General features: G+C 55.3%; 24 protein-coding genes. 22 read left to right on the top strand and 2 right to left on the bottom strand.

Annotation, left to right across the window (positions count from 1 at the left end):
- Window positions 1-23: 23 nt before the first annotated feature.
- The 5 genes from lpxC (at window position 24) to EI185_RS00525 (ending at window position 3,279) form a co-directional block, all read left to right on the top strand.
- A complete protein-coding gene (gene lpxC, locus EI185_RS00545; protein WP_124703156.1) occupies window positions 24-938 on the top strand; it encodes a UDP-3-O-acyl-N-acetylglucosamine deacetylase in 915 nt (304 codons plus the stop codon).
- A gap of 6 nt (window positions 939-944) precedes the next feature.
- Entirely contained in the window at window positions 945-1,127 is a 183-nt protein-coding gene (locus EI185_RS00540; RefSeq protein WP_124703155.1) for a hypothetical protein, read from the top strand.
- A gap of 173 nt (window positions 1,128-1,300) precedes the next feature.
- Window positions 1,301-1,771, top strand: a complete 471-nt coding sequence (locus tag EI185_RS00535; protein ID WP_223247588.1) for a DsrE family protein — start codon at window positions 1,301-1,303, stop codon at window positions 1,769-1,771.
- Window positions 1,772-2,023: 252 nt separating this feature from the next.
- Window positions 2,024-2,470 (top strand): hypothetical protein, encoded by a 447-nt coding sequence (locus EI185_RS00530; RefSeq protein WP_124703154.1) that lies wholly within the window; start codon window positions 2,024-2,026, stop codon window positions 2,468-2,470.
- Between the two features lie 26 nt (window positions 2,471-2,496).
- Entirely contained in the window at window positions 2,497-3,279 is a 783-nt protein-coding gene (locus EI185_RS00525; protein WP_124703153.1) for a transporter family protein, read from the top strand.
- Between the two features lie 96 nt (window positions 3,280-3,375).
- On the opposite strand, the gene EI185_RS00520 is transcribed toward EI185_RS00525, so the two are convergent.
- A complete protein-coding gene (locus EI185_RS00520) occupies window positions 3,376-3,822 on the bottom strand; it encodes a DciA family protein (RefSeq protein ID WP_124703152.1) in 447 nt (148 codons plus the stop codon).
- An 81-nt stretch (window positions 3,823-3,903) separates the two neighbouring features.
- On the opposite strand from EI185_RS00520, the gene secA reads away from it, so the two are divergent.
- From secA to EI185_RS00505, 3 genes are all read left to right on the top strand, one after another.
- A complete protein-coding gene (gene secA / locus EI185_RS00515) occupies window positions 3,904-6,630 on the top strand; it encodes a preprotein translocase subunit SecA (protein ID WP_124703151.1) in 2,727 nt (908 codons plus the stop codon).
- Window positions 6,631-6,683: 53 nt separating this feature from the next.
- Window positions 6,684-7,844 (top strand): DUF2863 family protein, encoded by a 1,161-nt coding sequence (locus EI185_RS00510; RefSeq protein WP_124703150.1) that lies wholly within the window; start codon window positions 6,684-6,686, stop codon window positions 7,842-7,844.
- A 358-nt stretch (window positions 7,845-8,202) separates the two neighbouring features.
- A complete protein-coding gene (locus tag EI185_RS00505; protein WP_124703149.1) occupies window positions 8,203-9,084 on the top strand; it encodes a PEP-CTERM sorting domain-containing protein in 882 nt (293 codons plus the stop codon).
- Here EI185_RS00505 and EI185_RS00500 read toward each other — a convergent pair.
- The gene (locus EI185_RS00500) at window positions 9,066-10,214 is read right to left on the bottom strand and encodes a class I SAM-dependent methyltransferase (RefSeq protein ID WP_124703148.1); all 1,149 of its coding nucleotides are present in this window, start codon (window positions 10,212-10,214) and stop codon (window positions 9,066-9,068) included. The two genes, EI185_RS00505 and EI185_RS00500, sit on opposite strands and share 19 nt — an antisense overlap.
- Window positions 10,215-10,273: 59 nt before the next feature.
- Here EI185_RS00500 and EI185_RS00495 point away from each other — a divergent pair, with 59 nt between their 5' ends.
- The 14 genes from EI185_RS00495 to EI185_RS00435 all read left to right on the top strand — a co-directional run bounded on the left by EI185_RS00495 (window position 10,274) and on the right by EI185_RS00435 (window position 20,785).
- A complete protein-coding gene (locus EI185_RS00495; protein ID WP_124703147.1) occupies window positions 10,274-11,014 on the top strand; it encodes a pteridine reductase in 741 nt (246 codons plus the stop codon).
- 79 nt (window positions 11,015-11,093) lie between these two features.
- A complete protein-coding gene (locus EI185_RS00490) occupies window positions 11,094-11,393 on the top strand; it encodes a nucleotidyltransferase domain-containing protein (RefSeq protein WP_124703146.1) in 300 nt (99 codons plus the stop codon).
- Complete coding sequence (locus EI185_RS00485; RefSeq protein WP_124703145.1) at window positions 11,390-11,917, top strand: hypothetical protein; 528 nt, start codon at window positions 11,390-11,392, stop codon at window positions 11,915-11,917. Before EI185_RS00490 ends, EI185_RS00485 begins: the two co-directional genes overlap by 4 nt.
- Window positions 11,918-12,026: 109 nt before the next feature.
- Window positions 12,027-12,317 carry a nucleotidyltransferase family protein gene (locus tag EI185_RS00480; RefSeq protein ID WP_124703144.1) on the top strand — a complete coding sequence of 97 codons (291 nt, stop codon included), beginning with the start codon at window positions 12,027-12,029 and terminating at the stop codon, window positions 12,315-12,317.
- Entirely contained in the window at window positions 12,314-12,580 is a 267-nt protein-coding gene (locus tag EI185_RS00475) for a HepT-like ribonuclease domain-containing protein (RefSeq protein ID WP_124703143.1), read from the top strand. Before EI185_RS00480 ends, EI185_RS00475 begins: the two co-directional genes overlap by 4 nt.
- A gap of 158 nt (window positions 12,581-12,738) precedes the next feature.
- On the top strand, window positions 12,739-13,101 hold the full coding sequence (locus EI185_RS00470; RefSeq protein ID WP_124703142.1) for a toxin-antitoxin system TumE family protein: 363 nt from the start codon (window positions 12,739-12,741) through the stop codon (window positions 13,099-13,101).
- A complete protein-coding gene (locus EI185_RS00465; RefSeq protein WP_124703141.1) occupies window positions 13,098-13,448 on the top strand; it encodes an HVO_A0114 family putative DNA-binding protein in 351 nt (116 codons plus the stop codon). The genes EI185_RS00470 and EI185_RS00465 overlap by 4 nt, the downstream gene beginning before the upstream one ends.
- Window positions 13,449-13,556: 108 nt before the next feature.
- On the top strand, window positions 13,557-13,682 hold the full coding sequence (locus EI185_RS18315; protein WP_262982368.1) for a hypothetical protein: 126 nt from the start codon (window positions 13,557-13,559) through the stop codon (window positions 13,680-13,682).
- Between the two features lie 306 nt (window positions 13,683-13,988).
- On the top strand, window positions 13,989-14,756 hold the full coding sequence (gene rfbF / locus EI185_RS00460) for a glucose-1-phosphate cytidylyltransferase (protein ID WP_124703140.1): 768 nt from the start codon (window positions 13,989-13,991) through the stop codon (window positions 14,754-14,756).
- Window positions 14,756-15,823 (top strand): CDP-glucose 4,6-dehydratase, encoded by a 1,068-nt coding sequence (gene rfbG / locus EI185_RS00455; RefSeq protein ID WP_124703139.1) that lies wholly within the window; start codon window positions 14,756-14,758, stop codon window positions 15,821-15,823. The genes rfbF and rfbG overlap by 1 nt, the downstream gene beginning before the upstream one ends.
- Window positions 15,824-15,899: 76 nt before the next feature.
- On the top strand, window positions 15,900-17,216 hold the full coding sequence (gene rfbH / locus EI185_RS00450; protein WP_124703138.1) for a lipopolysaccharide biosynthesis protein RfbH: 1,317 nt from the start codon (window positions 15,900-15,902) through the stop codon (window positions 17,214-17,216).
- A 6-nt stretch (window positions 17,217-17,222) separates the two neighbouring features.
- On the top strand, window positions 17,223-18,266 hold the full coding sequence (locus EI185_RS00445; protein ID WP_124703137.1) for an NAD-dependent epimerase/dehydratase family protein: 1,044 nt from the start codon (window positions 17,223-17,225) through the stop codon (window positions 18,264-18,266).
- Window positions 18,263-20,080, top strand: a complete 1,818-nt coding sequence (locus EI185_RS00440; RefSeq protein ID WP_223247587.1) for a thiamine pyrophosphate-binding protein — start codon at window positions 18,263-18,265, stop codon at window positions 20,078-20,080. Before EI185_RS00445 ends, EI185_RS00440 begins: the two co-directional genes overlap by 4 nt.
- Before the next feature lie 159 nt (window positions 20,081-20,239).
- Window positions 20,240-20,785, top strand: coding sequence for an ORF6N domain-containing protein (locus tag EI185_RS00435; RefSeq protein ID WP_124703136.1), 546 nt, complete (start codon window positions 20,240-20,242; stop codon window positions 20,783-20,785).
- Window positions 20,786-20,800: the final 15 nt, after the last annotated feature.

Below are 20,800 nucleotides of genomic sequence, written 5' to 3'. Positions count from 1 at the left end.
GCTGATTCATTAGAGATATTTGCATGATCCGACAACGCACACTGAAAAACGTGATCCGCGCCTCGGGCGTGGGTCTGCATACGGGCGAAAAAGTCCTGATGACGTTGCGCCCGGCTGCGCCCAATACGGGCGTGGTGTTTCGTCGCGTTGATCTGGCCAGCCCGGTGGATATGCCCGTTTCTGCCGAACTGGTGGGCGATACCCGGCTGTGCTCCACGCTGGACAATGGTCAAACCAGCGTCGCTACCGTCGAGCATTTGATGTCGGCCCTGGCTGGCCTGGGTGTGGATAATGTATATGTGGATCTGGATGGCCCGGAAGTCCCGATTATGGATGGCTCGGCTTCATCGTTCGTATTTCTGCTGCAGTCGGCGGGAATAGAAGCGCAGAACGCGGCGAAGAAATTCGTGCGTATCAAGAAAACCGTCGAGGTGAAAGAGGGGGACAAATGGGTCCGTTTCGAGCCTTTTGAGGGGTTCAAGATCAGCTTTACCATCGATTTCAAGCACCCGGTGTTCGAAAAATCCGGCCAGGAAATCACGCTCGATTTTGCCAACACTTCCTATATCAAGGAAGTCAGCCGCGCGCGTACCTTCGGTTTCATGCAGGAGGTTGAGTGGCTGCGTGCCAATGGTCTTGCGCTGGGCGGTAGCCTGGACAATGCCATCGTCATGGACGAATTTCGGGTACTGAACAACGACGGCCTGCGCTACGAAGACGAGTTCGTCAAGCACAAGGTGCTGGACGCCATCGGCGACTTGTATATTCTCGGACATCCCATCATTGGCGCGTTCTATGCGTACAAGTCCGGCCACGCACTCAATAACCGCCTGTTGCGCACTTTGCTGCAGGATCAGAGCGCCTGGGAGTATGTCAGTTTTGACGATGAAACCGTCGCGCCTGCAGGGATACAGCAACTGCACGCCGCAGCGATATAAATCTGCGTGATAATTATTCGCCTGCTGTTTGTGCTGACACTGCTGGCGTTGGTGGTTTCCGGCGGACTGTATCTATTCACCGGCGACCGGCGCTACGTGCAGTTCGTCTGGAATGTCCTCAAATTCGGCGTCGTTCTGGTGCTTATTTTCGGTGCCCTGGTGGTGGCTGAACGATTTCTCATGCTCTGACTGCTTTCAATAACTTCCTGATTTGTATTATTTTCATGATCAGCATATTAAAAACATGCTCGTGGATGGAATATAACTGCCTTGGGTATCGTCTATATATGCGGGGCGGCCAATTTTAATCGGCTGCTTTCGTAAATACCTACAATGACACCCGTGAATCCAAGGAGACAAAATTGAAGACAAATCTTATCGGCAGTTTAGTGATGGCCGCAGCCGTGTTTGCAGCAGGCACATCATTAACCGCAACCGCTGCCGGCACCCAGCCGGTCAACGCGACCTCCGCAGAAATGCAGGGCGTGGGCAAGCAGAAGGTGGTGTTTCAGGTCAGTGATGCGGACCCAAAAAAATGGAATCTGACGCTTAATAATGTGAAAAATATCCAGCATGATCTGGGCAAAGGCAACACGGATATTGAAGTCGTTGCCTATGGCCCTGGCATCGGGATGCTGAAAATGGATTCGGAGGTCGGCACGCGCGTGGCAGAAGCGCTAGGCACCGGTGTGCGTGTCGTTGCCTGCGAGAATACCATGACCAATACGAAGCTCACCAAAGAAGATATGTTGCCGAATATTGGCTACGTGAAAGCGGGTGTGGTGGAGCTGATGGAAAAACAAAGACAAGGCTACGCTTATATTCGCCCATAAGTAGCCACTCCATGAATTAACAGGAGATAGCCCTCCTGAACATACGGCCGCCGGCTTTTTGCCGATGGCCGTAAATTTTTATAGCCTCCAAACCTGTAATTTTCAAGTTGCCGCTCGTCACCCATACCATACCGTCTATCGGCCTATGGTGGACATGATTCCCGTGTTGGGTTGTGATATCGCGCACCCGGGCTATTAAAGCTTTAGTTAAACCTCGGTGGGCCAAGGACCATTACCTGACAGGAGAAACGTATGTTTACCAAAACCCGCATTGCAGTCGCGCTGAGCTCAATATTTTTAATCAGCGGTGCTAATTTAACATTGGCCGCTGATACCGCCACTACCACAGTTTCCAGTGGTACAACCAGCACCTCCAGTACAACTACTCCATCCAAACAGCCGTTGAGTCAGGCATTGACCAGTGTGGATAAAAACCTGGACAAAAATCCGGACAACCGAGGACTGAAAAACGCCAGGGAGCGCCTGGAGCGCAATCAAACGCGCATTGAAAAAGCCGAAAAACACGAAAAGGTGGAACGAGTCGAGAAAGCTGAACGTGTAGAGAAAGCGGAGCGGCCGGAGAAGGTCGAGCGTCCAGAGAAGATTGAACGGCCGGAGAAGGTCGAACGTCCCGAGAGAGTCGAGCGCCCGGAGAGAGTCGAACGTCCGGAGCAGGTCGAACGTCCAGAACATTCGTAATATTCCAGCAATTCTAAGGTAAGGTAATGAAAAACATGACTCAAAGTGTTATTCGGGCTGGCGTACTCGCGGCCATGATTATGGTCTCGGCCCAAGCAGTCGCCGGGGACTCCGGCTTCAGTCTCACCACCGGCATGGACTACAGTTCGGGCAAGTACGGTGGCACGCAGTCCACCGACATCCTGTATATCCCGCTTACCGGCAAGTACGAAACCGGGCGCTGGGTTTTCCAGCTGACCGTTCCCTATGTCCGGATTACGGGTCCCGGCAACGTGACTCAGGGAGGTATTGTGCTGGGGTCTGCCAAGACTGCCCGTACTACCGAAGCGGGTCTGGGTGATGTCGTGGCGGGTGCCACCTATAACGTCTATAGTGAAACCGGGTCGAATCCATTCCTCATCGACCTGACCGGCAAAGTCAAGTTCGGAACGGCGGATGAGAAAAAAGGCCTGGGTACCGGCTCGAACGACTATGCCGCACAAGTAGATATGTACAAAACCATGGGTCTGTTCACCGCCCTGGGCACGGTGGGTTACAAGGTGATGGGCAACGCGCCCGGACTTAAACTGGACAACGTGTTCTATGGCTCGTTGGGCGGAGTATACAAAATCTCGCAACAAACCAGTGGCGGCCTGATATTGGATTTGCGTCAGAAGGTAACCCCAGCGGGAGCGTCGCAGCGTGACGTGACTGCATTTGTCAGCCATAAGATCAACCAGGACTGGAAAGCCCAGGTGTACGCCGTGGATGGTTTTTCGAACGCCAGCCCGGACTGGGGCGCGGGTGCAATGCTCACGCGGTCTTTCTGATATAAGGTTTGCTGCCCAGCGAATTCTCCTGAACTCACCAACAGGCCAGGCCGTCCAACTTTTCTGTTGCGGTGTTTAGGGGTTGTATTTAATTCGCTAATCGGGGCGGTGGCGGGCGAGCAAATGGTCCAGTGCGGACTTGAGCTCGCCAGCCTCAAGCCCATCGCTCAGTCGAGCAATGTTGTCCAATCCGGCACGGCTGATTTCCCGTTTTTGCACCGTGCGTTCTGGCACCGGCAGGGCCTGAGCGCGCACCTTCACCTGCAGATATGCCGTTGCGACACCTTTGCTGCGTAATGCTTCTGCCAGAGTAGGCAATTGCTGGCGCAGTTTTGCGGCCACTGCGCCATTGTCGCAATAAATGGTGGTCTGACCGAACTCGTCTTGTCCAATATGGGATACCCCGGCCAGATTTGCTGGAGCCACCGTTTCCCAGATGCGTTGCAGGGTGAGCAGCGTCTGAACCTGGGTGGAGAGTTGCCGCAATTTGTCATTCTCGGCAAGAAAAGCGTTGGCTTTGCGAGCGGGTAGGGTGGGGCGCATGGACTGTCTTCGGAATGCAAGACTGAGTATGGTAACATTGCCTGATTTTCTCGCAACGCGTCAAGGATTTACCCTTTAGCCATGATCTCTTCCCTGCTGAAAAAAGTGTTTGGCAGCCGCAACGAGCGGCTGGTCAAACAGTATATGGCCAAAGTCAAGGCCATCAATGTACTCGAACCCGCGATCCAGAAACTCACCGACGCCGAACTGCGCGCCAAGACGGATGAATTCAAGGCCCGCATAGAAAAAGGCGAGACGCTCGACCAGCTGCTTCCGGAAGCATTTGCGGTAGTGCGCGAAGCGGCCCGCCGGGTCATGGATCAGCGCCATTACGATGTGCAGCTGATCGGCGGCATGGTGCTGCACGATGGCAATATTGCCGAGATGCGCACCGGCGAGGGCAAGACCCTGATGGCGACTCTGCCGTCCTATCTCAACGCCTTGTCGGGCAAGGGCGTGCACATCGTTACCGTGAACGATTATCTGGCCAGCCGCGATGCCGCGCAGATGGGGCGCATCCATAATTTCCTCGGTCTCAGCGTCGGGGTGAACCTGTCGCAGATGCCGCACGACGAGAAGCAGGTTGCCTACGCTGCCGACATCACCTACGGCACCAACAACGAATTCGGTTTCGATTACCTGCGCGACAACATGGTCTACCAGGTCTACGAAAAAGTGCAGCGCAGCCTGAATTTCGCCATAGTGGACGAGGTCGACTCGATCCTGATCGACGAGGCGCGCACGCCGCTGATTATCTCCGGCCAGGCGGAGAACAGCACCGAACTGTATCTGGCGGTGAACAAAGTCATCCCCAGTCTCACCCGCCAGGAAAAAGAAGACGGCGCAGGCGATTACTGGGTGGATGAGAAAGCCCACACCGTGCTGCTGTCCGAGGCCGGACACGAGCGCGCCGAGCAGTTGCTGACCGACGCAGGCCTGCTGCCGCCGGGCTCCAGCCTGTATGAAGCCGCCAACATCGGACTGATGCACCACATCTATGCCGGATTGCGCGCCCACGCGCTATACCACCGTGATCAGCACTACGTGGTGCAGGACGACGAAGTGGTGATCGTGGATGAATTCACCGGGCGGCTGATGTCCGGGCGGCGCTGGTCGGAAGGCCTGCACCAGGCAGTGGAAGCGAAAGAGGGCGTGGCCATCCAGAAGGAGAACCAGACGCTGGCTTCGATCACTTTCCAGAACTATTTCCGCATGTACAACAAGCTGTCCGGGATGACCGGCACGGCGGACACCGAAGCCTACGAATTCCAGCAGATTTACGGGCTGGAGACCGTGGTCATCCCGACACATCGTCCGATGATCCGTATCGACAAGATGGATCAGGTGTTTCGTACCGCGGGCGAGAAATACCAGGCCATCATCAACGACATCAAGGATTGCTACGAGCGCGGCCAACCGGTGCTGGTGGGCACCACCTCGATCGAAAACAACGAATACCTGTCCGCCCTGCTGAAAAAAGCCAATCTGCCGCATGAAGTGCTCAACGCCAAACAGCACGCGCGCGAGGCCGAGATCATTGCCCAGGCGGGCAAGCCCAAGGCCATCACCATCGCCACCAACATGGCGGGTCGCGGTACCGACATCGTGCTCGGCGGCAGTATCGAGAAGGAACTCGAAGCGGTCCGCCTGGACGAAAGCCTGTCGGAGAGCATCAAACAGGCGCGTACCGAGGCGCTCAAGGCAGCTTGGCTGCCCGTTCACGAGGAGGTGCTGGCCGCCGGAGGCTTGCACATCATCGGTACCGAACGCCATGAATCACGCCGTGTGGATAACCAGTTGCGCGGTCGTTCCGGTCGTCAGGGCGACGCCGGTTCCAGCCGTTTTTACCTGTCCCTGGAAGACCCGCTGCTGCGTATTTTTGCATCCGATCGTGTGGCGTCGATCATGAACCGCCTGAAAATGCCCGAAGGCGAAGCCATCGAGCATATCTGGGTCACGCGCGCGATTGAAAATGCCCAGCGCAAAGTGGAGGCGCGCAACTTCGACATGCGCAAGCAGTTACTCGAATATGACGACGTTTCCAACGATCAGCGCCGGGTGATCTATCAGCAGCGCAATGAATTGCTGGAATCGGAGGATATTTCAGAAACGATTCACGCCATGCGCGCCGACGTTTTGAACAATATTGTCGGTGAATACATTCAGCCCGGCAGCATGGCCGAACAGTGGGATGTGGCAGGGCTGGAACGTGCGCTGGCGGGAGAGTTTCAGCTACAGCTGCCGCTGCAGGAATGGCTGGATCAGGATAGCAAGCTCGATGAAGATGGTCTGCGCGAGCGCATCGTGGCAGAAGCCAACACGCGTTACCAGGAAAAAGTCACCCAGGTGGGTGAGTCGGTGATACGGCATTTCGAGCGCGCGATCATGCTGCAGAATGTGGACAGCCACTGGCGCGAGCATCTGGGGGCGCTGGACCATCTGCGTCAGGGTATTCACCTGCGCGGTTACGCACAGAAAAACCCCAAGCAGGAATACAAGCGCGAGGCTTTCGAACTGTTCTCCACGCTGCTCGAAACCATCAAGCGCGAAGTCACGCAAACCACAGCCACCGTGCAGATACGTTCGGAGGAAGACGTCGAGGCGGTCGAAGCAGTCAGCCCGTTGGCCAACGTGGAATACCGCCATGCTGATTTCAGCGAGACGTTGTCAGACGAGCCCGATGACCATGGGGTCGACGAGCTTGCGCCGGTAATACCTGTCCGCAATGACGACAAGGTGGGGCGCAATGATCCGTGCCCGTGCGGATCAGGAAAAAAATACAAACATTGCCACGGCAAATTGAGCTGACGCGCTTTGGGGAGGCTCTCACCGGGCCGCCCCATTTCAACACACCGATCCTGATGAAACGACCCCGCCTTCCCCGCACACCGCGCTTGAGCCGTGACACCACACAGTTGTTACGGCTTGCTATCGCACTCAGCGTATCGGCCAGTCGCCTGGAAGACCGCTTTTGGGTACATCAACTGGATGCGCAAATTGATAGCGTGCTCGACAAGGGCCAGGAAGACACGCTGGAATCCGCCCTGGATCAACTCTGGACCGCCAACCCGCCGGCCTACGATGCCCTGGCGCAGGCCATCGAAGCGCGTAGCAGCGGCCTGATCAAGGCAGATGGACAGGAGTTGCTGCTGATCGCCATACCGGTGCAGGCATGGTCGCGCTACAGCATTGCGGCCGGAGCGATTGCGCCAGCGCGGCTAGCGGAACTGCGCACCCAGTTGCACGGACATGTACTGGCCGCGGATGTACGTCTGGCGCTTGTGGATGTGCTGTTCAGCCCGGATCAGTTGCCGCGCGGGTTCGCCGCCACGCGTAAATTTGCGCGCAGCTTGATGGATGCGGCAGAGCATGAACAGGATTTGCATGTGGATGCGGCTGGTTTGGCTCAAGCCATCCCGTTCGTTGCCGATGTGCGCTATGTGGTGGGCGCGGTGATGGTCGCGCCGGATGCGGCGGTGTTTCGCTGGCAGGAAGCGCAGCACAGCCGCGAACAGGTGTTGCGCGACTGGCAGGCCTATGGCGGTGCTGTGCTGCAAACCATGTTGCCCGCTTGCGCCATCGAAACATTGTTGCCCAATGCGTATTTCAATGCCTGGCGCGAGTCTGACCTGTCCGGGCGCGGCTGGGGTGTGCGTTCCACCGTGGACTACCTGAAAGCCGTACTCGCCTTGCCTGCAGCAAATCTGCGGGTGGTGATTGCGCCCTTCTATGATCATGTGCTGGAAGAATACCGGGTCAGTTTTACCCGCGTGGGTTCGAACGACGTGCTGCATGGCGTGGTGTGGCCGCTGATTGGAAATGAAGATGAAGCCACCGAAGTGACTAACGAAATCGAGACCATCGTACGCGCCGCCGGGATTGGCGAAGTACTGCTGCTGAATGAACGCATGCCGCTGGAATATTGCGACGATTGTGGTGCACCGCTGTTTCCCAATCCAGAGGGCGAACTGGTGCATGCGCAAATCCCCGAATCAGCCGAACCCACACCGCCTCTGCATTGAACTAAAAACAGTACCAACCTCCGAGAACACAGAGGGCGCAGAGAAAACGAGAAGTAGAATCGAAGACAACTCTTCGGCTTGATTTTTTACCTTTTGTCTTCCCTGTGTTGCTTCGTGGTTCACGATTATCTTTCCCCGGTTGAACAAACCACGCCGCCTGCGCCAGGAAATCGGCAATTGCTTTGAAAATTCGACACCGCCCTGCAGCGGGTAAACGGCTGTTGGCGCATGTCGACTACTGATGTACCGATACCGCCCGGTTTTATAGCGTTTTCTGCAATCACACGAGGATCATCCGCAGGATAAGCAAGTCGGCACAGGTTTTGCTATTTTCAGTGAACCATTGAAGAGGCATACCATGTTTACCAGAAAAAGAATTATCCTGGCCATCGTGCTGATGCTGTTGAGCATCCTGCTGGCGCAGGGTGTGAGAAGTTATTTTCAGAGCAGCACTGCCATCGATCGTGTGCCGCCTGCACGTAACAAGCCTGGCGACCACCATCACCCCGTGTTCGTGAGCGGACTGGATTCGGCGGGTAATGCGCTATTGTCCGGTAACAAGCCAGCGACACACCCACTGCAACAATTCGCTGACAACCCACAGGGCAATCTTGCCGGTCAGGCTGGAGATATACGGGGAGCGGATGATTGCGCCATTCCGTGTAGTGGTAGTGACTTCATTGCGCTCGACGACCATTCCGGTTTCTTCATCTCCGGCCCGGGATCGAATGCAGGAAATTCGCCAAAGGGCAAAGGAGCGCCTGGCACGGATAAGAAAAATGGCACGGGTGAGCCGGTTATAGGTAATGCGCAGCCCGGTCCAGGCACAGGTGGTAGCAGCACTCCGCCTGGTGGTAACGCGCCAGCGAGTGGTGGGGGTGGTAAACTGCAGCCCGGTGGCAATCCCGGACCTAACACGGATCCCGGCGTAAGCCCCGCGCCACCTGGCGGGCAGCAGCAACCTGAGCGCCCGGCTGACAACCCGCCCATTGCAGGCAATCCACCTCTCGGCCCGTTTATGCCACTAAATGTGCCGCTCAGCGACTCGCCTGCAACCCCGCCTGTCTTGCGCGGTACGGCCGCACCCGTTTCCACTCTGACTGATCGGGTGACGCCCAATCCGGTACCGGAGCCTGCATCGCTGGCCTTGATTGCCGCAGGTTTGCTGGGTATGGCGTGGCTTAGAAAAAAACGTGACCGGCGCCAGCCTCTGCATGAACCCTACAATTTACGTTGTTGATCGCCCTGCACAAAGCCAAGCAAGGCTGGGTCCATGCCCTTGCACAAGGCAATCACCTTGAACAGTTCGCCCATTTCGGCGGGGCTCATCAGTTTTTGCAGCGCGCTGGCCTGGGGTAGATACTTGCCTGCATCACTCGCCGGAGTTTGCGCCAACAGATCAGTGATGCCGCAATTGATCAGAAATTGCGCCTGACTGGTATAGCCGCCCAGGTGCATTCCTGCCTCGATGCCGGCCACGGCAATCGCAGTGAAATCCACATGGGCGGTAATGTCCTGCAGACCGGGAAAATAGAACGGGTCGTCATGCGCACGATGACGGTAATGGCACATCAGCGTGCCTCGGTTGCGTTGCGGGTGATAGTACTCGCGCTCGCCAAAACCGTAGTCGATCAACACCAGCGCACCGCATTGCAGGCACTGCGCCAGACTCTTGATGAATGCGCTTGCCGCCAGATTGATTTCGCTGACATAGCCGGCAGGTACATCGAGCGCACGCGCCGCATCGTACAAACGCCCGCTGGTAATGGCCTGGTCGTGCCACACGAAAGTGTTGTCCGCCCATGCCACACCACGCTCGAACACGGCATCCTGCGTCCAGTGCACCACATTCACCGGCATGGCGTCCAGCACCTCGTTGCCCACTACACAGCCGGTGAAAGATTCCGGTAGTCTATCCAGCCACTCCACGCGCGCAAGCATTTTCGGAGCCTGTTTCAGGATGGTCGCGCGCTGGCGTTCACGCAAGTCGGCACTCAGTTCGAGGATGTAATAGTGCTGCGGCAAACAGCCCAGCGTGGCCAGTTCGTTGAGCAGGTCGCATGCCAATCGTCCGCTCCCGGCGCCGGCCTCCAGCACGTCACCGCTGCATATTTGCAGCACCTGCGCTACCTGTCGCGCCAGACTGCGGCCAAACAGTGGAGAAATTTCCGGCGCGGTGACAAAATCCCCTGCAGCGCCGAATTTGGCTGCGCCGCCGCTGTAATATCCCAGGCCGGGCGCATACAGCGCCAGCTCCATGTAACGGGCGAAGCTGATCCAGCCATCGGTTTGGTGAATAACATCCGCTATATGATGGGAGAGCGCGGTACTATGGGCGAGCGCTTCAGGGCCAGGTGTGGGCAAAGACATAGGATGTACAAGGTGCTGGGTTGATCATCGGCGAAACCGAGAGGATAAGGAATTAAGCCATGCAAGGCAAAACGGTATTGATTACGGGTGGGGCAAAACGAGTGGGCGCAGCAATCTGCCGCCTATTGCATTGCGAAGGCGCCAATCTGATGGTGCATTATCATACCTCGGTGCAGCAGGCACGCGCGCTACAGGATGAACTCAACACCATCCGTGCGGGTTCGGTGACCCTGATCCAGGGTGATTTGCTCAAAACCGAAGCATTCCCCAACATGATCGCGACTACCGTGGAAACCTACGGCAGCCTGGACGTGCTGATCAACAACGCCTCCAGTTTCTACTCCACGCCCATCGGCGAAATCAACGAATCCAACTGGGACGACCTGATCGGCACCAACCTGAAAGCGCCGCTGTTCCTGTCGCAGGCGGCGGCCAATGAGCTGCGCCGTCGCCACGGTTGCATTGTCAACATCGCCGATATCCACGCCGAGCGGCCTATGAAAAGCTACGCGGTATACAGCATCGCCAAGGCCGGCGTGGTCGGGTTGACGCGCTCGCTGGCTCGGGAGCTGGGGCCGGAAGTACGCGTCAATGCCGTCGCGCCGGGGCCGATTTTATGGCCTGAAGACGATACCATGTTCGATGAGCTGTCACGCCAGCGCATCATCTCCCACACCATCCTCAAACAGGCTGGCGAACCCGAAGACATCGCACGTGCGGTGCGCTATCTGGTATCCGATGCCGGCTATGTGACCGGGCAGGTGCTGACGGTGGACGGCGGGCGCAGCGTGCGATTGTAACAACAGGTGCGCAAGGGCTGTTTGCAGGTTCAGGTAAAATACATGCCGTTAAGTAATTGATAAAACGAATAGCTAAACCATGCGGCTTTCCCAGAAAACACAGAAAATTATCCGCGATACCGTCCATGAGGTTTTCGGTATCGAGGCGAATGTGAAGCTGTTCGGTTCGAGGATTGACGACGATGCGCGGGGCGGCGATATTGATCTGCTCGTTGAGCTACCTTCGATCACCGCGGAGCTGGAACGCAAAACCATGCAGCTGGTCGCCAGGCTGCAGTTACGTATCGGCGACCAGCCTATCGATGTTCTGGTGCTTGACCCGTCAACACCACGAAAACCGATCCATGAGCAAGCCGCCAGTACAGGGGTAAAGCTATGAACCAGACTACCGGCTTGCCAATTGCGCGTTTTCTGCAAACCCTGGAAATAGTCGCACGCGAAGGAAAGCATCTGTCGTATAGCTGGAACAGCCTGTTCAGTCAGACGATCGATGCGGAGTGGGTACGCAATCTGGAACATGCGCCGGCAATTGCCGAGCGACTCGAAGCCTTCGTGTCCCGTTTTGGCAAAATGCAGGATACGATGGCGAATAAGTTATTCCCGCGTTGGCTGCTTGCGCTTGCCGAGACGCCAGGCAGTCAAATCGAAACACTCAATCGCGCCGAGCGGCTGGGCGTATTAACCAGCACGGAACAGTGGCTTGAAGCGCGCAATCTGCGTAATCGCCTGGTTCATGAATACCTGACCGAGCCAGAAAAGTTTGCCGAAGACCTGGCGCTGGTCAAAGAATATAGCCTGATGCTGCTGAATACCTTCAACGGTTTGCGCCAGGATGCAATCGCGCGCATGGGGCATAAAGCGGAAAACTTGCCTGAAGCGCTGATTTTGCCACGACCGGGGTGATGACAGGGGGGAAACCGCTTCGTGAGATGTATCTTGCCCAGCAGAGAAAATACTGACGTAGGTCGATGTTCGTTTATCATGAAACCGGATTATGTTATGGGAATCTCGCATGAAACCTTCTGTTGCGCTTGACCAGAAACGCAGCGCTGTGCGCGCTGCGGCAAGTCGCTTCCGCGCCACTAACCCGCGTGTATTTGGTTCCGCGCTGCACGGCGATGACCACGACGGCAGTGACCTGGATTTGCTGGTAGACGCCTTGCCCGGCGCTACCCTGTTCGACCTTGGCGGCTTGCAAGTCGAATTGGAAGAACTGCTCGGCGTCCCTGTCGATCTGCTTACCCCCGGCGACTTGCCACCGAAGTTCCGCGATCAAGTGCTTGCAGAGGCCATTCCGGTATGAGTGAGAGCCGCCTTGTTGATTACCTCGATCACATGCTTGAAGCCGCCCAGCAAGCATGCAGCTACGTCGAAGGCATGGTCAAGGAAGACTTTCTTGCCGACAAGCGTACTCAGCCAGCCGTGATCCTGAATATCGTCATCATCGGCGAAGCTGCGACCAAGCTGCTGCAGAGCCACGCTGACTTCCTCGAACAACACACCGATTTGCCGTGGAAAAACATGAAAGGCATGCTGCCGCGCGGGGCATGTGCTTGTACGAGGTGATATGGTATGGCCTTGGGTCGTCAGCTTACTTCAGCAATGAAGTAACGGCGGCCTATATCATTAAGGACGCGGGGGGCCAATGCAATGGATCAACGGTTACCTCTTGAGTTCTTTTTCAAACGGCATACAATGTTTATCAACTGGTGATAAGGTAAGTTATGCAGGCTGATACCGGACTTGAAACTCTTCTGGATCTCAACGGCTATACCATCGACCAGGAGGGTGGCTACTGGGTCAAAGTTGAAGCTTGGCGAGTCCCGGCAACAGCTGATATTCCGCACGGCATCCGCTATTCGCTCACACTGCACGAGCCATACGGAAAGCGGGTTTTGGGCTACGACAACAGCCACGCCATAAAGCCGCCCAGGAAATTCAAGTTTGTGGGTCAGCGTCTGCCGTATGACCACAAACACCGCCACGTGGCGGACAAGGGCGTTCCTTATGAATTCAGGGATGTCTACCAGTTACTGGCCGACTTTTTCACCGAAGTAGACTGCGTATTAGAGGAAGCACGAAAATGAAAAAAATCGCAATCGGGATCATGCCCCAAGAGAAAATCCGCGAGCGTATGTTGGCAATCGCCAAGGGCGAATACAAGCCCAAACCTGGCGAACCCAAAATCTGGTTCACCTCGATGAAGTCTTTAGCCGAAGTTCTGAGCGACGAAAACCGCGCCTTGCTCAAGACCATACGCGATGCACAGCCGGAATCCATCAGCGGCCTGGCTGTCATTACTGGGCGCAAACCAGGTAATCTTTCCCGTACCCTGAAAACCATGTCCAATTATGGGATCGTGGAAATGCGCCGGGAGAATCGCCACGTGCGGCCCATCGTCAAGGCCACGGAATTCCAGATTCTTGCGGCATAGCGATGGGCTTAAACCCCGAGGGTGCCGCTCACGACAATATAGATGAGAAACTTACCCGCGAAACGGCCCGTATGGCGGTAGAGCCAGAGCGATAGCAAGGATCACCTGATGATCCCGACTCGATTGGTGCGGGAAACCGTGCAGACGGCCTTGCCGCAGTTATTGGAACGCTTGCCCGAAATTCGAGAAGGCGCGGACGGCGAAGACCGCAATGATTATGGTATGGAACCATGATTCAACCCATCCCGCCCTGCTGAGAAAATATTGCCTATCCAACAAAGCCCTGCGCGATGCCCGCATAAATTTATGAAAAATCCCGGTTAAACGGTATTCAATACTTCAAGCAAGCTCGCGATTTTCCAAAAGCGGGCTAGCGCACAATACCATCCTCCTCGAATCGGTTACAATCCTGCCTTGATCGCAATTTTCACCATCCATGGCCTTGTTTATCTGCCTGTTCCCGCCGAACAGGCTCTGCAAGGCCATCAATTCAGTAAGGTAAGCTCGCTTTAATTTTTTAACGATTTGGTCATTAAATTTATGAAAGCAGTCATTCTGGCCGGAGGTTTGGGAACAAGGATTAGCGAGGAAACGGCTGTTCGCCCCAAACCCATGGTAGAAATTGGAGGCAGGCCGATTTTATGGCATATCATGAAAACCTATTCTGCATATGGCATAAACGAATTTGTTATTTGCCTAGGCTACAAAGGCTATGTCATCAAGGAATATTTTGCCAACTACTTTCTGCATATGTCAGATGTAACCTTCGACATGGCGCAGAACAACATGGAAGTCCATCAGCACAACGCAGAACCGTGGCGAGTCACCTTGGTTGACACAGGGGATAGCTCGATGACCGGTGGACGGATTAAGCGCATTGCACCCTACCTTGATGGCGAAGACTTTTGTTGTACCTACGGTGACGGTGTCGGTGATGTTAATATTGGCGAATTAATTGCCCATCATCAGAAGCACGGCCGACTTGCAACATTGACAGCGACCCAGCCCCCAGGCCGGTTTGGGGCAATTAATCTCGACGGTGAGCAGGTTACCGGGTTTCAGGAAAAACCCGAGGGTGATGGCGGCTGGATCAATGGCGGTTTTTTTGTACTCTCGCCAAAGGTACTGGATTACATCGAAGGCGACCATACTGTTTGGGAGCGTGAGCCGATGGAACGCCTCGCTCGCGATGGACAAATGACCGCCTATTTTCACCGTGGTTTCTGGCAGCCTATGGATACTCTGCGCGACAAAACGCATCTTGAAGAACTCTGGAGTTCCGACAAGGCACCTTGGAAGGTGTGGTAATGCTTGCCAATTTTTGGGAAGGAAAGCGTGTCCTGTTAACCGGGCATACCGGTTTCAAGGGCGGTTGGCTGTCCTTGTGGTTGCAATCATTGGGAGCCAATGTCACAGGTTATGCCCTGCACCCCCCAACACAACCGAGTCTTTATGAAGTAGCGCGGGTAAGCGATGGTATGTGTTCGCACATTGCCGATATACGCGATCTCGACCGCCTTGTGGCAGTCATGCGCGAAACTCAGCCTGAGATTGTGATCCACATGGCGGCCCAAGCCCTCGTTCGCCACTCCTACGTCAATCCTGTTGAAACCTACGCCACCAACGTCATGGGAACGGTCAACCTGCTGGAAGCGGTGCGTCAAGTCGGCGGTGTACGCGTAGTTGTCAACGTTACTAGTGACAAGTGCTACGAGAATCGCGAATGGATTTGGGGGTATCGCGAACATGATCCCATGGGTGGCTATGATCCCTACAGCAGCAGCAAAGGCTGCGCTGAACTGGTAGCCGCTGCTTATCGCAATTCGTTCTTCAACCCTGAAGCCTTTGAGACGCATGGTGTTGCCCTGGCTTCGGTGCGTGCCGGCAATGTTATTGGTGGTGGCGATTGGGCTGAGGATCGGCTCATCCCGGATTTCATGCGTGCCATCATGGCAGGGCGGCCAGTCGTCATTCGCAGCCCCCACGCCATCCGGCCATGGCAACATGTGCTCGAACCGCTATCCGGTTACCTGCTGCTGGCACAGCATCTGTGGACAGACGGCCCTGCCTTTGCTGAAGGCTGGAATTTTGGTCCAGTAGATGAAGATGCCAAACCAGTAGAGTGGATCGTTGAGCAGTTGACCAGTCTGTGGGGGGATGGTGCAGCCTGGGAACTCGATAGCCGCCCGCAGCCGCATGAGGCTCATTACCTCAAGCTCGACATATCCAAGGCACGCATGCGCATGGGATGGCGCCCGCGCTGGCATTTGTTGCACACACTGGAACGCATTGTTGAGTGGCATCGGGCCTGGCAACGCGGGGAAGACATGCGCGCATTGTGCCTGCGCCAGATACAAGGCTACAGTCAGGCATAGAACCGTTGTAATAAAATTGAATTACTTTGAATGGTTTTAGAATGGGCGCTGCCCGCAATAGAAAACAGGAATGGAAATGACAGAAGCTGAACTCCGCAAACAAATCCTCGCACTTGTCGAACAGTACGCCCAGCTTGCACATGCACCCAAGCCTTTCCAGCCCGGCACAAGTGTTGTTCCCCCTTCAGGCAAGGTTATCGGTGCTGCGGAAATCAGCAATATGGTGGAAGCCTCGCTGGATGGCTGGCTTACCACCGGGCGCTTTAATACAGCGTTCGAGCAACGTTTCGCCGAATTTCTCGGGGTCAAGCACGCGCTGACCACCAACTCAGGCTCATCGGCCAATCTGCTCGCCTTCACAGCGCTAACCTCACCAAAACTGGGCGATCGTGCATTGAAACCGGGTGATGAGATTATCGCTGTAGCAGCGGGCTTTCCCACCACGGTCAACCCGATTATTCAGAATGGCATGGTGCCGGTCTTTGTCGATGTGCATATCCCGACTTACAATATCGACCCTGCGCTTATCGAAGCTGCCGTCTCGGACAAAACTCGCGCCATCATGATTGCCCATACTCTTGGCAACCCCTTCGATCTGGATGCGGTCATGGCAGTGGCCAGGAAATACAACCTCTGGGTTGTAGAAGACTGCTGCGATGCGCTCGGTTCAACTTACAATGGCAAACTTGTCGGCACCTTTGGCCATATTGCTACTTGCAGCTTCTACCCGGCGCACCATATCACCATGGGTGAGGGTGGCATGGTATTTACCAATGACGGTCAATTAAAAACCATCATCGAATCTTTCCGTGACTGGGGGAGAGATTGCTACTGCGAGCCGGGCAAGGACAACACCTGCAGCAAGCGCTTTGGCTGGCAACTTGGATCATTGCCTTTCGGTTACGATCATAAGTACACCTATTCTCACTTGGGCTACAACCTCAAGATTACCGATATGCAGGCCGCCTGTGCGCTGGCGCAAATGGACCGGTTGCCCGGGTTCATCGAGTCCCGCAAACAGAATTTCGAGTTTCTGAAAAACCGCTTGGCCGGAATGGAAGACTTCCTGATCCTGCCCGAAGCGACACCGAACAGCGAGCCGTCCTGGTTTGGCTTCCCCATCACCTTGCGCGAGGAGTCACAAGTGGCGCGAGTGGATCTGCTCAAATACCTGGACCAGAACAAAGTGGGTACCCGCCTGTTGTTCGCCGGCAACCTGACACGGCAACCGTATTTCCAGGACCGTGCCTATCGCATTAGTGGCGAGTTGAAGAATACCGATATCGTGATGAACCAGACTTTCTGGCTTGGCGTCTATCCCGGGCTTAGCGAAACCATGCTCGATTATGTGGGTGAGAAACTGGAAACTTTCTTCGGGTTGGGCGGGTGGTAATGCACAGTGCGGAACCAACTGGCAGAAGACCTGAATAACATCCTCGATCGAGGGCGTGCGCTTTGGCCAGATATCAAGGGCGCGCGATTTTTCATAACGGGCGGCACGGGGTTTATCGGCACCTGGTTGCTGGAAAGCTTCGTCTGGTTGAATGATCGTCTGAACCTGGGCATGAGTGCTGTAGTGCTGACCCGCAACGCCGAGGCATTCGCCGAAAAGGTGCCCCATGTGGCGTCCCACCCCAGCATCACGTTGTTGACAGGAGACATAAGAACCTTTGCTTTTCCGGAAGGGAAGTTCTCGTTCGTGATCCATGGCGCCACCGATGCCAGTGCCAAACTGAATGCCGAAGACCCTATCCGCATGTTTGACACGATTGTTGGGGGAACACGGCGAACCCTTGATTTTGCCGTGCAATCCGGGGCAAAAAATTTTCTCTTCCTCAGTTCGGGTGCGGTATACGGCGACCAGCCCCCGCACATATCACACTGGTCCGAATCCAACTTCAACGGCCCGGATTGCACCAATGCCGGATCTGCCTATGCAGAGGGTAAGCGCGTTGCGGAATTGCTGTGCAGCTTATATGCCAGGCAGTACAGTATCGAGGCCAAACTGGCGCGCTGTTTTGCGTTTGTCGGCCCCTATTTGCCAATCGATAGCCACTTTGCAATTGGCAACTTCATCCGCGATGCCATGGCTAAAAACACGATCCAAATCAGTGGTGACGGCACGCCATACCGTTCTTACCTGTATGCGGCTGATCTGATTTTGTGGTTATGGACCATCCTGCTACGTGGCCAGACCGCCCGCCCCTACAACGTAGGGGCGGGCGAGGCTATCAGCATTGCGGAGCTTGCCGCGCTCGTCAACACAACGCTTGGCGGCAGCGGCATGCGCATCATGCAGCAAGCTCAGCCGGGAGCCCTGCCCAAACGGTATGTGCCTTCCGCACAGCGTGCCGAAACTGAACTCGGCCTCACACAAAGCGTCACCCTGGAACAAGCCATCATCAAAACTGCCCGTTGGCACGGTTGGGAGCAACATTCGTGAAAATCAGAGTATCCGATTATCTGGCAAAACGCATCGCCGAAGCGGGTGTCCGCCATGTGTTCATGATCTCCGGCGGCGGCGCCATGCACCTCAATGACGCCATCGGCAAAAACAAGAACCTGGAATACGTTTGCAACCACCATGAACAGGCTTGCGCGATCGCCGTTGAAGGCTACGCTCGCATAACAGGCAACCTGGGCGTAGCCGTCGTCACCAGCGGCCCGGGCGGCACCAACACCCTCACCGGTGTATTGGGGCTATGGCTCGACTCCATTCCCGGAATGTTCATTTCCGGCCAGATAAAATATGGTACGACAGTCGAGAGTACGGGATTGCCGCTGCGCCAGCTCGGCGACCAGGAAGCCAATATCATCGCCATTGTCGAATCGATTACCAAATACGCCGTGATGGTGCGCGACCCCAAAAGCGTTCGCTATCACTTCGAAAAAGCGCTTTATCTCGCCCGCAATGGGCGGCCCGGCCCGGTTTGGCTGGATATTCCCCTGGACGTCCAGGCGGCCCTGATTGATGAGGATGAGTTGTTACCCTACAGTCTGGCTGAAGACCGGATATGTTTCGACCCAGAGACCGTCCAGGCGCAGGCGGCGACCATCATCGAGCGCCTTCGCGCTGCCGAGCGTCCTGTGTTTCTGGCCGGCAATGGCATCCGTCTCGCTGGAGCCATGGCCCTCTTTCATGAAGTGATCGACCTGCTCGGCGTACCCGTGCAAACTGCCATGGGCGGCAATGACGTTATTCATTCCGACCACCCGCTGTTCTTCGGCCGTCCCAGCGTCACCGGCGACCGATCCAGCAACTTCATCATCCAGAACGCGGACGCGCTGCTGACCATCGGGGTGCGGCTTGGGGTCAGAACCGTTTCCTATCTGTTCAAGGCATTTGCTCGTGCCGCGTACAAAATTGTCGTTGACATCGACCCCGCCGAGCTCAAGAAGCCCACGATTTTCCCCGACATGCCCGTCCACTGCGATGCCAAAGTGCTACTGGAAGAAATGGCGCGGCAACTGCGTGGCAAGCCTTTGCCGCGTAAGGAAAGCTGGATTGAATGGTGCCGCGAACGGCGTCGCCGTTACCCGAGCGTGACCCCGGAATGGCGCGCACAGAAGGACGATGTAAACTCCTTCCATTTCGTTGACACCCTCTCGGATGAGTTGGCGCCCAGTGACGTAATCGTCCTTGCCAATGGTGCGGCAAACACCTGTACTTTTCAGGCGGTCAAACTGAAAAAGGGGCAGCGTCTGTTCACCAATTCCGGCTGTGCCTCCATGGGCTACGATCTACCCGCCGCCATAGGTGCGTGCTTCGCCAACGACCGCAAGCGGGTGATTTGCATCGCCGGCGATGGCAGCATCCAGATGAACCTGCAGGAACTGCAGACCATTGCCCACCACAAACTGCCCATCAAGATTTTTTTGCTCAATAACAACGGCTACACCTCCATTCGCCTTACCCAGGATGCCTATTTCCCTGGAGGTTATATCGCGGCTGATCCGAGCAGCGGGGTGTCCTTTCCGGATATGCAGAAAATCTGTGGCGCCTACGGCATTCCATCCAACCGGGCCGCGAACCATGACGAATTGCTGGAAAAAATTCGTCAGACCCTAGCAGTGCCAGGGCCAGCCCTGTGCGAGATCATGATGGCCTCCGATCAGCTGCTGTATCCAAAACTGGCATCCGAAATCAAGCCGGATGGCACCATGGTGTCTAAACCGCTGGAAGACATGTACCCATTCCTGGACAGAACCGAATTCATGGAAAACATGCTCATCGAACCATGGGATGGCAGCAAATGATGACTATAGTGGCTCTAAAATTGGAATTTTTAGAGTACCCCTTAAGCTTTTGGCGAAGATGTCACCTCTAAACAACCGAGCAAAGGCATCAAGCCCTATGCGATGTGATGAAGTGATAGGGCAAATTGCGCAAAGGAACAGCAGAGAGGATGGTGTGATATGACGGATATGGTGATATTTGAGAACCTAAAAGAGTTGATCATCGAGATAAGAGGCAAAAAAGTTTTGCTCGATGCTGATGTGGCAGTGATTTACGGGGTTGAGACAAAAAGAGTTAATGAGGCGGTGAAAAATAACCCTGATAAATTTCCTGATGGATACATCATGGAGCTTGATAAAAACGAGTGGGATTCGTTGAAGTCGAAATTTTCGACTTCAATTAAAGGAGGTAAAGTAAAGCTCCCAAGTGCATTTACGGAAAAAGGGCTCTATATGCTTGCCACAATACTCAAAAGCCCACAAGCAACCCAGGCGACCATCGCGATAGTTGAGACCTTCTCAAAAATCAGAGAGCTATCAAGAAGCATAAAAGAGTTATCAACAGTTCAAGACAAAGCCGTTCAAAAATCACTCATGCAAAAAAGCGGCGAGCTAATCGCCGAAATCTTCGATGACGACTTGCAAGCGAGCGACACAGAAACCTCAATCGAACTGAACTTCGCTGTTTTGAAATTCAAACACACGATAAAGAAGAAAAACAAATGAGAGAAATCCGCATCG

It is taken from the genome of Sulfuriferula multivorans, assembly GCF_003851125.1.
In the GTDB taxonomy this organism is placed as follows: Bacteria; Pseudomonadota; Gammaproteobacteria; order Burkholderiales; family Sulfuriferulaceae; genus Sulfuriferula; species Sulfuriferula multivorans.
The sequence above is the reverse complement of the archived record's forward strand: the minus strand, read 5'-3'. Positions and strand labels throughout refer to the sequence as shown.

Excerpts from the sequence above, each read along its gene's own strand:
- EI185_RS00435 (WP_124703136.1), top strand. The coding sequence starts at position 20,240 with ATGACGGATATGGTGATATTTGAGAACCTAAAAGAGTTGATCATCGAG.
- rfbG (WP_124703139.1), top strand. The coding sequence starts at position 14,756 with ATGCTTGCCAATTTTTGGGAAGGAAAGCGTGTCCTGTTAACCGGGCAT.
- EI185_RS18315 (WP_262982368.1), top strand. The coding sequence starts at position 13,557 with ATGATCCCGACTCGATTGGTGCGGGAAACCGTGCAGACGGCCTTGCCG.
- EI185_RS00495 (WP_124703147.1), top strand. The coding sequence starts at position 10,274 with ATGCAAGGCAAAACGGTATTGATTACGGGTGGGGCAAAACGAGTGGGC.
- EI185_RS00475 (WP_124703143.1), top strand. The coding sequence starts at position 12,314 with ATGAGTGAGAGCCGCCTTGTTGATTACCTCGATCACATGCTTGAAGCC.
- rfbF (WP_124703140.1), top strand. The coding sequence starts at position 13,989 with ATGAAAGCAGTCATTCTGGCCGGAGGTTTGGGAACAAGGATTAGCGAG.
- EI185_RS00530 (WP_124703154.1), top strand. The coding sequence starts at position 2,024 with ATGTTTACCAAAACCCGCATTGCAGTCGCGCTGAGCTCAATATTTTTA.
- EI185_RS00485 (WP_124703145.1), top strand. The coding sequence starts at position 11,390 with ATGAACCAGACTACCGGCTTGCCAATTGCGCGTTTTCTGCAAACCCTG.
- EI185_RS00465 (WP_124703141.1), top strand. The coding sequence starts at position 13,098 with ATGAAAAAAATCGCAATCGGGATCATGCCCCAAGAGAAAATCCGCGAG.
- EI185_RS00490 (WP_124703146.1), top strand. The coding sequence starts at position 11,094 with ATGCGGCTTTCCCAGAAAACACAGAAAATTATCCGCGATACCGTCCAT.
- EI185_RS00505 (WP_124703149.1), top strand. The coding sequence starts at position 8,203 with ATGTTTACCAGAAAAAGAATTATCCTGGCCATCGTGCTGATGCTGTTG.
- EI185_RS00500 (WP_124703148.1), bottom strand. The coding sequence starts at position 10,214 with ATGTCTTTGCCCACACCTGGCCCTGAAGCGCTCGCCCATAGTACCGCG.
- EI185_RS00525 (WP_124703153.1), top strand. The coding sequence starts at position 2,497 with ATGAAAAACATGACTCAAAGTGTTATTCGGGCTGGCGTACTCGCGGCC.
- lpxC (WP_124703156.1), top strand. The coding sequence starts at position 24 with ATGATCCGACAACGCACACTGAAAAACGTGATCCGCGCCTCGGGCGTG.
- EI185_RS00520 (WP_124703152.1), bottom strand. The coding sequence starts at position 3,822 with ATGCGCCCCACCCTACCCGCTCGCAAAGCCAACGCTTTTCTTGCCGAG.
- EI185_RS00470 (WP_124703142.1), top strand. The coding sequence starts at position 12,739 with ATGCAGGCTGATACCGGACTTGAAACTCTTCTGGATCTCAACGGCTAT.
- rfbH (WP_124703138.1), top strand. The coding sequence starts at position 15,900 with ATGACAGAAGCTGAACTCCGCAAACAAATCCTCGCACTTGTCGAACAG.
- EI185_RS00480 (WP_124703144.1), top strand. The coding sequence starts at position 12,027 with ATGAAACCTTCTGTTGCGCTTGACCAGAAACGCAGCGCTGTGCGCGCT.
- EI185_RS00510 (WP_124703150.1), top strand. The coding sequence starts at position 6,684 with ATGAAACGACCCCGCCTTCCCCGCACACCGCGCTTGAGCCGTGACACC.
- secA (WP_124703151.1), top strand. The coding sequence starts at position 3,904 with ATGATCTCTTCCCTGCTGAAAAAAGTGTTTGGCAGCCGCAACGAGCGG.